This window comes from Enterococcus sp. 3G1_DIV0629, assembly GCF_002141285.1.
Lineage (GTDB): Bacteria > Bacillota > Bacilli > Lactobacillales > Enterococcaceae > Enterococcus_B > Enterococcus_B lactis.
This window is the reverse complement of sequence record NZ_NGLI01000003.1, coordinates 100,603-113,887: the sequence shown is the minus strand read 5'-3', so window position 1 is coordinate 113,887 and position 13,285 is coordinate 100,603. Positions and strand designations below refer to the sequence as shown.

The 13,285-nt window shown below is 36.1% G+C and carries 13 protein-coding genes; 2 read left to right on the top strand and 11 right to left on the bottom strand.

Translation table 11 applies throughout. The features are described 5' to 3' along the window. Positions 1-505: 505 nt before the first annotated feature. From A5816_RS12805 to A5816_RS12745, 11 genes are all read right to left on the bottom strand, one after another. On the bottom strand, positions 506-1,258 hold the full coding sequence (locus tag A5816_RS12805) for a response regulator transcription factor (RefSeq protein WP_002325334.1): 753 nt from the start codon (positions 1,256-1,258) through the stop codon (positions 506-508). 14 nt (positions 1,259-1,272) lie between these two features. After that, positions 1,273-2,520, bottom strand: a complete 1,248-nt coding sequence (locus A5816_RS12800; protein ID WP_002374847.1) for a sensor histidine kinase — start codon at positions 2,518-2,520, stop codon at positions 1,273-1,275. Between the two features lie 75 nt (positions 2,521-2,595). Then, complete coding sequence (locus A5816_RS12795; RefSeq protein ID WP_086311476.1) at positions 2,596-2,742, bottom strand: EntF family bacteriocin induction factor; 147 nt, start codon at positions 2,740-2,742, stop codon at positions 2,596-2,598. A 103-nt stretch (positions 2,743-2,845) separates the two neighbouring features. Next, on the bottom strand, positions 2,846-3,157 hold the full coding sequence (locus A5816_RS12790) for a bacteriocin immunity protein (protein ID WP_002287810.1): 312 nt from the start codon (positions 3,155-3,157) through the stop codon (positions 2,846-2,848). A gap of 1 nt (position 3,158) precedes the next feature. After that, the gene (locus A5816_RS12785) at positions 3,159-3,356 is read right to left on the bottom strand and encodes a class II bacteriocin (protein WP_002304799.1); all 198 of its coding nucleotides are present in this window, start codon (positions 3,354-3,356) and stop codon (positions 3,159-3,161) included. Between the two features lie 393 nt (positions 3,357-3,749). After that, a complete protein-coding gene (locus A5816_RS12775) occupies positions 3,750-5,477 on the bottom strand; it encodes an ABC transporter permease/substrate binding protein (RefSeq protein WP_086311475.1) in 1,728 nt (575 codons plus the stop codon). Then, complete coding sequence (locus A5816_RS12770) at positions 5,470-6,663, bottom strand: glycine betaine/L-proline ABC transporter ATP-binding protein (RefSeq protein WP_010732904.1); 1,194 nt, start codon at positions 6,661-6,663, stop codon at positions 5,470-5,472. The genes A5816_RS12775 and A5816_RS12770 overlap by 8 nt, the downstream gene beginning before the upstream one ends. 186 nt (positions 6,664-6,849) lie before the next feature. Beyond that, on the bottom strand, positions 6,850-7,494 hold the full coding sequence (locus tag A5816_RS12765) for a GntR family transcriptional regulator (protein WP_002287801.1): 645 nt from the start codon (positions 7,492-7,494) through the stop codon (positions 6,850-6,852). Between the two features lie 93 nt (positions 7,495-7,587). Then, positions 7,588-7,722 carry a hypothetical protein gene (locus tag A5816_RS12755; RefSeq protein WP_002290587.1) on the bottom strand — a complete coding sequence of 45 codons (135 nt, stop codon included), beginning with the start codon at positions 7,720-7,722 and terminating at the stop codon, positions 7,588-7,590. Position 7,723: 1 nt separating this feature from the next. Beyond that, complete coding sequence (feoB, locus tag A5816_RS12750) at positions 7,724-9,856, bottom strand: ferrous iron transport protein B (protein ID WP_086311474.1); 2,133 nt, start codon at positions 9,854-9,856, stop codon at positions 7,724-7,726. After that, positions 9,853-10,326, bottom strand: coding sequence for a ferrous iron transport protein A (locus tag A5816_RS12745; RefSeq protein WP_025478530.1), 474 nt, complete (start codon positions 10,324-10,326; stop codon positions 9,853-9,855). Before A5816_RS12745 ends, feoB begins: the two co-directional genes overlap by 4 nt. A 401-nt stretch (positions 10,327-10,727) precedes the next feature. Between A5816_RS12745 and nrdH the strand changes: the two genes are divergently transcribed. Then, entirely contained in the window at positions 10,728-10,952 is a 225-nt protein-coding gene (gene nrdH, locus A5816_RS12740; protein WP_002287795.1) for a glutaredoxin-like protein NrdH, read from the top strand. A gap of 158 nt (positions 10,953-11,110) precedes the next feature. After that, on the top strand, positions 11,111-13,270 hold the full coding sequence (gene nrdE, locus A5816_RS12735) for a class 1b ribonucleoside-diphosphate reductase subunit alpha (protein ID WP_002374859.1): 2,160 nt from the start codon (positions 11,111-11,113) through the stop codon (positions 13,268-13,270). Positions 13,271-13,285 lie beyond the last annotated feature (15 nt).

Below are 13,285 nucleotides of genomic sequence, written 5' to 3'. Positions count from 1 at the left end.
TTACAAAAGGACTTGGCAGCGCTGTAGTTGGTGCTGCAGGAGGACCTATTTCGGCCGTTACAGGAGGTATTGGTAATGTACTTGTCGGATGTGCATTAAAGCCTGTTCCTGCAAGTTAAATTTATAAAAACAGGAAAGTAATTATCTCAAATCCTATCAAGTACAATCATAGGATTGCACTTGACAGGACAAATTTTTTAACTAAAAAATGAAAAACACTTTCTAAAAATTAGTAGAATTTGCCAAATCTTTCGCATCTTCCACCATACATTTAATTTTAATTCCCCTTTATGGTACTTAATAAAAACAAGAAAAGAACTATTCATTTGGCCCTTTTTTGGTTCCAGACCATAGAAATATTCCTCCAGTAACTAATATTGCTGTTATGCACGTAACTAATAACAGCTATAAAAATTGGTACAACTTTAATAGGATTCAGAAAAATTTGCACTAGTGAAGGAATCTATTTTATTAGAAAAATGCAATCTCCCTAAAGAAAAAACCACTAAACAGTGCTTTCTTTCAACTTCTCCTTAATTTTTTGTGCTTTCCCTAAAGTAAAGTTTCTGGCCAACTCTGAATCAAAATATAGTGAACGTTTTTTAAAATCTATTTCTTTAACGTTAAAGATATTTACTAAACACGCTCGACTAATTCTTGTTAACATAGGATATTTCTTTTCAAGCTCACTAATTCTTCCATAAAATTCGTACTGCCCATCTTTAGTACACAATGATAATCTATGTGGTAATTTTGAAGCTTCTACAAAATAAATGTCATTTATATCAAAAGTAAATGTTTGAGAACCTATGGAAAAAACAAATGCTTGATTCGTAACCTGTTTTGTTGCATCTATCCTTTCTTGCGCTAATAACAATAACTCAACAATCTCGTTTCGATACTCATCTAGTGTTTGATCTTTTGTTACAAATCCTAACGTTTCAACTCTTCTTTTTATTGTTACGGGTAACATCTCATCATGAGTAGTTGTAAAAATGATTTTTGCTTGAACATCATATTTTCTGATTACTTCTGCTAATTCTATACCGTTAACTTCATGATTTAAATCAATATCTAAGAAATATATTCCTTGCTTTGGTCGGAATTGTTTGAGGTATTTTTTAACTTCTAACGGACTTTGTGTTTTCAATACTATCTTAAATACTTCGTCGTGAAAAAGAATGAAATTATCAATAATTCGTTCTAACTGATTTAATTGTATAATTTGATCTTCACATAATATTATTGGATAACTCATAAACCCTCCTTCCCTCAAAACAACAAAATAACTTGAGTAGTAAATTGATACGGATCGTTTTGATAGTTCACAAACATATTGGGATTCTTTTTATTGATTTCCTCTATACTAGATAAACCTAACCCTTGATGTCCCTTTTTTGTTGTTACACCTTTTTTCATTAGAGTATCTATAGAGAGTAGTATCTCTCTACAACTATTCGATATCGAAATTTCTATCTGTTTATCATCTCGGTAAATAGCTAGAGACAGTTCTCTATCTTGACTCTCTATAGATGCTTCAATTGCATTATCGAGAATAATTCCAAGCACCCTAATACAGTCAAATATTGGAACAGGAACTTCAATAATAGTACTTGGACATTCGAATTTACAACAAATCTTATTGTTATTTGCTTGGTATAGCTTCGCTATCAACAAACTTTTCAAATATTCATTTTTTATATTTTTTAAATAACGATATTCAAACTTATTGGTTAGATAAGAATTAGAATAGATCTCTAATTCTTTTATTTCTTTTTCCAATATCGAATCATGGTTTTGATTAGCGATTTCTTTTAAACTCAGCAATAAATTTTTATAGTCATGTCTAAATCTGGCAAATTTTTCTTGATCTTTTTCCAGTGAATCAGTATATTTTTTTAGATAAACCAATTCCTTTCTTTTCAATTGCTGTTCATATTGTTCTCGTTGCCTAATAGTTATTCTAATAAATAAAAATAGAACAACAAACATTTGAATGATTAAAAATATTAAGACACCAAACACAAAATGATCAAATACTTGATATTGATGAGCAACATAAGAAACAAATAAACCAATTGTAAGTAAATAAATCATGAATATAGCAGTAAGTTTAGAACTGGACTGTTCAACAATCCTATTTATAGCTAATTTTCTATATAACCAAATAAACATCAGTAAGAACAAAGAATCAAGCATTATCTGGAATACTACATAACCATACCCTTTTATCCCTTCAAATGAAAACATATACGTCATAACCATGGAAGTAATAATAGATCTGAAATCATCAATAAGCATACATAATAGTAATTTATTTAAAAGCACTATATTAGTTTTCTTCTTTTCCTTTAATATAAAATAACTTCCGATTATAGGTATAGCTGCGGAAACATCAGTAAATAATTCAACAAAAAAAGTGAGTGGTATCAATAAACATACAAAAAGATATTTTCTTTTGTTAATATCAGTATTAGTCATATAAAATAAGAGAAAAAAGAAAAAGTTTCCCACGAACATTCTTAATAGATAAGCTTTTGTATCGATAGTAATCAAGAGATCCCCTCCTGATTTTAGGATATCATAAAAAAAATTTTAGTTACACTTTTTAAATAATGAAAAAACACATTCCACTAAATTTGATGTCGGTTTTCCTTGAGGTTTTGTTCCAGCACCTCCTTTAATTTTTTTAAGCTCTTGATCTGAACATTGTTTAGCATTTAGTCTATTTTTTTCTTCCATTACGATTCCCCCTACAAACTATAAATACTTTTATGGCACTGATTCAATATACCTATTTTTCTAATCAAAAAATTTTGAGACATATTTAATATTATAAGTATCATTAAAATTGAGATTTATCTCCATAATCTGCTCGATATAAACCATTTATTCCAGCAGTTCTTCCAATTTCACTCAAATTTCTTATTAATTCCTCTTGATATTCAGTGAATCTTATTTTATTAGTATAAGCAGTAAAATATAGATAATTCACCAATCTATTTATTAAAGGACTGGGATCTAATTCATATTTTTGTTTTTCTAATTTTAAATATACCTTTTGTAAAACCTCAAGAATATCAGAATATTTAGGATCTTTACTTATAGATATATCATTATATAATTCATGAACAATTTGCTTAGCATTTTTTTTCATTTTAGCACTTCCCTGGAATTGCTCCACCTAAAAAACCACCTATAGACATTCCTGCAATACAAGTAGTTGCCTTGGCCCAATCGACCGTACATTTATTTTTAGTGCAATACACTCCATTTCCATAATATTTTCCACTATGAGTGGTACCCCCATAGATAAGTTGTGTCTCTTTAATAGACAAAATTTTTAAATGTTTCATAATCTAATCACCCCTAAATTAATTTTTTTAGACTATTATTCTAACATTCATTAAATTTCAAAAAACAATTCCTTCTTGAAACGTAGCAAAATAATTCCTGAATAAGAATTTAATCACTTTTAAGTATATAAACTATGTATATTCTTTAATATTTTTTGAGAATGCACTTCGTACATAATAAACTTTAATCACATTAGTCTTTCATACCTACGATCAATCTCTTTGACTCGCACCCATAAATTCATAATAGTTTGTCGGCGTCTTTGGACGTTTCGAAGATGAGCTACGCATTCTCTTTTTTTATAGACAAAAAAGATAGAGACGAACATGGAGCTTCCAAATTTGGATATTTGATCCAATTTTGGAAGCTCCATTTATCTCGTGTCTTTCTTTTTATTTTTTCCAGCTTTCGACTAATTCTTGGTTCTCTTTGATCCAGTCTTTTGCTGCTTGCTGTGGATCTTTTCCATTGTTGATTTCCAACATAACTTTTTCCATATCTTTTTCTGACCAATGGAAATTGTCTAATACTTTATAAGCTTCTGGCTGGTCTTCTTTCAATCCTTTTCGAACCATCGTATGGATCTGCTCTTCGCTTCCCATTCCGTTTTCAGGATCTTCCAAGTATTTCAGATCATATTTGGCAAACATCCAATGAGGTGTCCATCCTGTAACTACAATTGGTTCGTGTTTTTTGATTGCTTGTCCTAGTGCAACGGTCATTGCTCCTGAAGAAGATGTCTCGACTTTCCAGTCTTTCAAGTTGTCATATTTTTGGATCGTGTTTTCAGCAGCCGTAACTACACCAGCTCCTGGCTCGATTCCTATGATTTTCTTACCTGCCTGATCGGTTAACTCATCGATCGAATTTACATCCATGTAGGCTGGTACTGCTAAACCGACTTTTGCTCCTGTCAAATTGGCACCTAGGTCTTTGACTTGATCTTTATATTGTGCATACTGTGAACCGTGAGTTTTAGGTAGCCAAGCTGAAACCATGGCATCTGACTCACCATTTGAAACAGATTTCCACATGATTGAATTATCTAGCGGTGTCATCGTTACATCATAGCCCATTTGTTTCAATACTTCACCGACTACATTTGTTGAAGCAACTTCTGTATCCCATTCGACATAAGACAAGTTGATACGTTTTGTTTCTTTGGCAGAAGAAAAACTTCCTATACCAATCGCACCTAAGATCACTACTACTACAGCACCAATGATCAAACCTTGACGTTTTTTACTTTTTTGTGTTGCAGCTCCTGCAACTTTCTTATTGTTTGGCTGATTCAAATGCTGCGTAAAACGGTCAATGATGATTGCTAAGATAACTAATGCAACCCCGTTGACAAATCCATTCCCGACTTGTGCTCTTTGTAAAGCGGACAATACTCCCCGTCCTAAGCCGGGTGCACCAATCATAGAGGCAATAACGACCATTGAAAGTGACAGCATCGTTGTTTGATTGATCCCTGCCATGATCGTACTTTTAGCTAAAGGCAATTCTAGTTTGAATAGTTTTTGACGACTTGTGCTCCCGAATGAATCAGAAGCTTCTACTAACTCTTTCGGTACTTGTCGAATCCCTAAATTCGTAAAACGAACGGTTGGTGGCAAAGCAAAGATGACTGAGGCAAATACCCCTGGCACCATCCCGATACCGAAAAATGCAACTGCCGGAATCAAATAAACGAATCCTGGCATCGTCTGCATAAAGTCAAGGATTGGCTTGATGATGCTTTGAGCTTTACTGCTTTTTGCCATCAAGATCCCTAACGGTACACCTATGATGATTGAGATCACACTAGATAAAAGAACAAGTGTGACAGTATTCATCAAGTCATTCCATAGGCCTTGGTTATAAATAAACCATAGACCAATCAATGTGAACAACGTAAGTCCTGGACGTTTCTTAGAAATAAAGAAAGCTGCTATCGTCAATAACAAGATAAACAAAGGCGCTGGGATCACTAACAGTAAATTTGTAATCCCCGACATCACTGCCTGTCCGATCGTTTGTAAAAATGAAAATAGGCCAGAAAAAGTTGTCGTAAACCATTCTGTGATATTTTCTACCCAGTTTGCCACTGGTAATTGATAGTTTAATAGATTATTCATGTTCACTCACCTCGCTTGTTTCTGCTAATGCTTCAATCACACTACCTCGGATGACGACACCTTTTAATTTTCCATCCTCTACAACTGCAAGCGGAGTCGGTGAATCATAAATAATATTGAAAATATCACTTACAACCATGTCTTTTCCGATCACCGTCACATTTTCATCTAAGAAGTCGATCAATGGACGTTTTTGCTTCCTAGCTTCTAACGCCTGATCTGCAGTAATGATTCCTTTCAGGTGTCTCTTTCGGTCAACAGCCATCAGCATGCTGACTTCTTCATTACGCATCCTTGTCAATGCGACATTTGGTCCATCAGATTCGATATTCGTCGTCAATGCAGGTACCATGATGTTTTGAGCAGTAAGCACTTTGGAACGATCAACTTCTTCCACAAATTCACGTACGTAATCATTTGCTGGATTGGTCAATATTTCTTCACCTGTTCCGATCTGCATGATTTCGCCGTCTTTCATTAATGCGATTCTGTCCCCAATCCGTAAAGCTTCATTCAAATCATGGGTAATGAAAATAATCGTTTTTTGAACATTGGCTTGCAGGTCCAGTAATTCGTCTTGCATTTCTCGTCGGATCAGCGGATCAAGAGCCGAGAACGCTTCGTCCATCAGCAAGATCTCAGGATCATTCGCTAAAGCTCTGGCTAAGCCGACCCGTTGCTGCATCCCACCAGATAACTGATTAGGATATTGGTCTTTAAATGAAAGCAGACTAGAATTTTCTAATGCTTTTTCTGCTTTTTCTTGTCGTTCTTCTTTAGGTACACCACGGACTTCTAACCCGTATTCTGTATTTTCCAAGATCGTTCGGTGTGGAAACAGACCGAAGTTTTGGAAAACCATATTGATTTTATGACGACGGACTTCTCGCAATTCTTCTTTACTTAACTTCGATACATCTTCTCCATCAATATAGATACTGCCCGAAGTTGGTTCGATCAGACGATTCAATAGACGGATCAATGTGGATTTCCCACTCCCGGAAAGCCCCATGATCACGAAGATTTCTCCTTCTTTTACGTCAAAATTCACGTCATACACACCAACCGTCGCACCGGTTTTCTTTAAAATCTCCGTTTTCGGCTGGTGATCATTCATCATATCTAAAGCGGCTTGTGTCTTTTTACCAAATATCTTTGTTAAATGTTTTACTTCTACTTTTACCAAACAAATTCTCCTTTTTTATGTAAATTCATTTTTCTTTCTGAAAAAAGTGACCACACTATGTTAACATCATGTAGTCACTTTGTCAAAAATGAAAGAAATTTGCTTGTCTAAACAGAAAAAAACTTGGTTAAATCTTTATAAATAAAAGGTTTAGCCAAGTTAATATTTTTATAATATTTCACACAATCATTCTGCAAGCTGATGTTCCGGGTAAAAAAAGTTTGTCATACGCTGTAGCGTATACTCATTTCCAATAAAATGAACGATATCCCCTGCCGTAAATTTAGCATAAGGTCCAGGTGAAACAAGTAGTTCTTCGTTATGAGAAATTGCGATAACTGTAGCACCAGTCGCCTGCCAGATATTCAACTCGCTAATCGAACGGTCCAGATGCATTGCTTTTTCTGATAAAGACAATTCAAACGGAAGTAACGGGTTCATCTTATGTATTCGCTTCGTTTGATTGACCAGCTGATCCAATAATTGAGAAAAATGATTCAGCTCATCTTGTTGCTTCTCCACACTCGCCATGATTTCTGCTTTTGTATCTTGGATAGATTGTACATCTTGATACTGCAATAGGAAATCTTTTGCTTTTTCTTTCGAGGCAACAAATGCCCCACTCCCATGCCGTACTTCCATGATCCCAAGATCTACCAGCACATTGATAGCCTTTCGGGTAGTCTCAGGAGAAGCATTGTACGTACTGGCAAGCGTTGAGCGAGCATGGATCTTCTCACCCACTTTATATCGGTTTTCAACGATACGTTCGGCTAAATCGACAGCAATCTGTTGATAGCGCGGGCGGACGATTTTTTTCTTTCCAGACATTTTCTTTCCTCTTTCTTTTTTTACTTTCCCTCATCTTACTATGCTCTAGCAAAATAAGCAAAAAAGGGGAGAACAGCCTCTTGCAACGACTGATCATCGCTTGATCTGTTCCTTTTTTACTGGGCAAGCTGTTTGACAGTCATCACAATTCTTTCCGGATTTTAAACGAGTATAGACAATCGCTCCTGCACTTCCAAAGATTAATACACTTAATAAGAATGTCGCCATCCTATTCCTCTCCTTCTAATGACAATATAGTATAAAACTGGTTCTTGGATTTTGGCTGACGGAACAAAACATAAACGAGACCTATCATCAGTAAAATAGCAAGATACGTCCCTAAGGCTACCTGTCCACCTTCCAATAAGTGTCCCAACTGATAGATCACAAAACTAACTAAATAAGCTAAACCGCATTGATAGCCTATGGCGATCCAAGTCCATTTCTTGGCATTCATTTCCCGATGGATAGCCCCAATTGCCGCAAAACAAGGCGCACAAAGTAAATTGAAGGCTAACAATGAATAAGCTGCTGCGGGAGTATATGTGTGTTGTAGCACTTGCCAGATTTCTCTGCCATTTTCGGATACTTCCGCATGTCCAAATAAAATACCAAATGTGCCAATAATATTTTCTTTAGCAACTAATCCTGTAATCGCTGCGACAGTTCCTTGCCAATTCCCCCAACCAAGCGGCTGAAAAACAACAGCCAGGATTCGTCCGAAAAAGGCTAGGATACTTTGGTCTTCAGGAACAGGTTGAGCATAAAAATTATAAGAAGAGCTAAACCAGATCACGATACTAGAAACAAAGATAATCGTTCCTGCTTTTTTAACAAAAGACTTGCTGCGGTCATAGGTTTGTCTTAGGATCGTTGACCATTGAGGAAAATGATATGCAGGCAATTCCATGATAAACGGAGCTGTTTCTCCGGCAAACAAACGCGTTTTTTTCAAGCTGATTCCAGAGAAAATAATTGCAGTCATCCCAAGAAAATAGGCAGAAGGAGCTACCCAAGATTGGTGAGGAAAAAAGGCCCCTGCTACTAAGGCAATAATCGGCAACTTTGCAGAACAAGGCATGAATGTCGTGACCATGATCGTCAACCGACGATCTTGCTCGTTTTCAATCGTGCGAGTAGCCATGACGCCTGGTACTCCACATCCCGTGGCAATCAGCATAGGAATAAAGGATTTTCCTGAAAGCCCGAATTTCCGGAAAAGTCGATCCATGACAAAAGCGATCCTCGCCATATATCCGCAGTCTTCTAGAAAGCTCAAGCATAAAAACAATACGATCAATTGCGGTAAAAATCCTAATACTGCTCCCACGCCTGCAATGATGCCGTTCAAGATCAGCTCCTGCATCCATCCAGCTACTTGCCATTCAGCTAACAGTCTGCCAACATGTTCTGGTAGCCACGTTCCAAACAATGTATCATTGATCCAATCTGTCCCCATTGTTCCTACTGTTTGAATAGCCAAGTAATAAATCAGCCACATCACAAATGCAAAGATTGGCAAGGCTAACCAACGATTCGTTGCAATCTGATCGATTTTGTCACTCATCGATAATTGGAAAGAATCATTTGACACGACAGATAGTGCACATAATTGGGTAATAAATTCATAACGTTCATTGACTAGAATCGTTTCACTATCGTCATCCAATAGTTTCTCTGTCAACTGGATCAGTTGTTCGATTTCTTTTTGCTGAGAAATTGTTATCTCATCATCCTCATTCACCTTCTGATCTCTTTCAAAATATTTCATTGCATACCAGCGTTTCTTGCTGCTTTTTTCTCCTAGTACATCTTCAATTTCATGTAAAGCTGCTTCTAAACGCGAATCGTATGTACAGGGAACAGGAATAGAGGGCCGTTTTTTTGCAGACTCCTGCATCTTTTCGATTAATTTTTCGATTCCTTGCTTTTTCAATACGCTGATTGGTAAAACTGGTACACCAAGACCATAGGAAAGCTTTTCTAGGTTGATTTTTTTTCCTTCTTTTTTGATGACATCCATCATATTCAGACCAATGATCATAGGAATGTCTAAATCTAATAACTGCGTAGTTAAATATAGATTCCGCTCTAAATTGGTAGCATCAATAATGTTGATGATCAGTTCAGGCTGTTCATGAACCAAATAATCTCTTGCAATCACTTCTTCGGGTGTATAAGGAGACAAAGAATAGATGCCAGGTAGGTCTTGAATATGAATGTTCGGATTTTTTTTCAACGATCCTTCTTTTTTTTCTACTGTTACGCCCGGCCAATTCCCTACATATTGATTCGAACCAGTCAAGAGATTGAACAAGCTCGTTTTTCCGCTGTTTGGATTTCCGACTAACGCGATATTCATTCGTTTTCCTCCCTTTGTACCAAGACTAATTCAGCCTCTGACTTTCGTAACGTCAATTCATATCCTCGCACTGTCAGTTCGATTGGATCTCCTAGAGGGGCTAGTTTTCGGATGACTATTTTTACATTTCGCGTCAATCCCATATCCATCAACCGCCGCTTCACTGCGCCTTGTCCGTGGATGGCTACGACGATCCCAGTCTCTCCTGCTTTTAATTGATCAAGAGAGGTCCAGCTTTCAGAGGAAGCAGTCTTTTTATTGACAAAGATCTGACTTAGTATTTCCCGACTTACTGCCACTCGATGACTTTTTACCAGTAAAATGGCATTGTTGCCTGATAAATTGACGACGACGATTTTACTTCCGGCAACGACCCCAATATTTTGCAAATGGCGTTTTGTTTTTTCTTCTGTTTCGATTCGTTCGACTTGATAAACGATGTTTTGCTTTGCCTGAGCTAAGGTCTGCATATTGATTCCTCTCTTGTGAAATAAATCATGTATTGAAATCATTCATTATATGTTCTAGTTTTCTTACGTATTACGCAAATAAATGAGAATCATTCTCACATAGAATACTCTCGGTAATTGAGAATGTCAATTACACTTGTGATATTATGAGCGATTCTTTATTATTGATAGATAAAAATGAGAAAAAAATATTTCTTCATAGTTTTCCACAATTTTTTCTCTATTAGATTTGCTATTTTCCCACACGATACTTGTTTTCAGCTCTTTTTTCAAAAACACAAAACTTAGTATTCCACAGTTTCCACAACACAATATGTAGTGTTTGTTGTTTGACTTTTTTACTAAGAGTTTTATACTATCTATTATAGATAATAAGAATGTGTTTAGAGGAGGCACTCATCATGAACGTAAAAATCTTTTCTAAAAATAATTGCATGCAATGCAAGATGGTCAAACGTTTTTTAACAGAAAATCAAATCGCTTTTGAAGAAGTCAATATCGATGAACAACCGGAAGCAGTAGACTGGTTGAAAGCACAAGGATTCCAAAGTGTTCCTGTCATTACTTCCGATGCAGAAACAGTTATCGGATTCCGTCCTGATCAGTTGCGTAAACTTGCCAGCTAACATGACTAAAAGAATCAAAACAAGTTACATGGATTTGAAGGGCTTGAGACAGCACCAGTTTTTGTCGCAAACTTCCAAATCCTTTTTTAAAGCTTAAAAACAATGCAATGATTTGCAATCAAGCATCATCAAATACGAAATGAAGGTTGGGCGTACGTATGAGTCTTAAAAATTTACAAGATGTCAGTTATTTCAAGCTGAATAATGAAATCAATCGACCAGTCAATGGTCAAATCCCTTTGAATAAGGATAAAGAAGCTTTGGCTGCCTTTTTTGAAGAAAATGTCAAACCAAATACGATGACTTTTTCATCTATTATGGAAAAAATCAATTACTTGATCGATCAAGAATATATAGAAGCAGAATTCATCCAATTATATTCACCATCATTTATTGAAAAGCTATATCAATTTTTGGACGAACAACATTTTTCTTTCAAATCTTTTATGGCTGCTTACAAATTTTATTCTCAATATGCGTTGAAAACCAACGACGGTTCCGCTTATCTGGAAACTTATGAAGATCGAGTAGCCTTCAATGCGCTTTACTTTGCAAACGGCGATGAAGAATTAGCACTTGCTCTTGCAGATGAAATGATCCATCAACGTTATCAGCCAGCTACACCTTCTTTCTTGAATGCTGGACGTAAACGTCGGGGCGAATTGGTGTCTTGTTTCTTGACTCAAGTCACTGACGATATGAACTCTATCGGGCGCTCAATCAACTCTGCTTTGCAATTGTCCCGTATTGGTGGCGGCGTGGGGATTACTTTATCAAATCTTCGTGAAGCCGGCGCTCCTATCAAAGGATACGAGGGTGCTGCGAGTGGTGTCGTTCCAGTCATGAAATTATTCGAAGATAGTTTCAGCTATTCTAATCAATTAGGTCAGCGTCAAGGAGCTGGTGTGGTTTATTTGAATGTGTTCCATCCAGACATTATTGCTTTCCTTTCAGCAAAAAAAGAAAATGCAGATGAAAAGATTCGCGTAAAAACTCTTTCTCTTGGTGTGATCGTACCTGATAAATTTTATGAATTGACACGCAAAAACGAAGATATGTATTTATTTAGTCCATATAGTGTCGAAAAAGAATATGGTGTCCCATTCTCTTATGTAGATATTACAGCTGAGTATGATCATCTAGTTGCAAATCCAAACATTCGCAAACAAAAAATCAAAGCGCGTGATCTTGAAAATGAAATCTCAAAATTACAACAAGAATCTGGCTATCCTTACGTAATCAATATTGATACAGCGAACCGCGAGAATCCAATCGACGGTAAGATTATCATGAGTAATTTATGTTCAGAGATTTTACAAGTTCAAACGCCTTCTGTGATCAACGGCAAACAGGAGTATGAAGTATTAGGAACAGATATCTCATGTAACTTAGGTTCGACAAATATCGTGAATTTGATGCAAAGCCCTAACTTTGGTCAATCTGTGCGTACGATGACTCGTGCATTGACATTTATTACAGATGCATCTGATATCGATGTCGTACCACCGATCCAAAACGGAAATAATCTGAATCATACGATTGGATTAGGTGCCATGGGTCTACACACTTATCTTGCAAAAGAACAAATGGAATATGGCTCAGAGGATTCATTAGACTTTACAAATATTTACTTCATGCTGTTGAATTATTGGACACTTGTTGAAAGCAACAATATCGCTCGTGAAAGAAAACAAGTTTTCCATAATTTTGAAAAATCAGCTTATGCTGACGGCACTTATTTCGAAAAATACGTAACTGGAGAATTCCAGCCAAAATCAGAAAAAGTCAAAGCATTGTTTGAAGGGATTTTTATTCCAACTGCTGAAGATTGGAATGCCTTGAAACAAGCAGTAATGAAAGATGGGCTATATCACCAAAATCGCTTGGCAGTAGCACCAAATGGCTCAATTTCATATATCAATGATACGAGTGCAAGCATTCATCCTATCACTCGCATGATCGAAGAACGCCAAGAGAAGAAAATCGGTAAAATTTATTACCCAGCGCCTTATTTATCCAATGAGACGATTCCATATTACACTTCTGCTTATGATATGGACATGCGTAAAGTGATCGATGTTTATGCAACGGCACAACAACACGTCGATCAAGGCATGAGTTTGACTTTATTCATGCGTTCTGAAATCCCAGAAGGTATTTATGAATGGAAGACAACAACGAAGCAAACGACACGTGATTTGAATATTTTAAGACATTACGCTTTCCATAAAGGAATCAAATCCATTTATTATGTACGTACCTTTACTGATGATGCAGAAGAAATCGGAAGCAATCAATGTGAAAGCTGCGTGATCTAATATCATAGATAGATT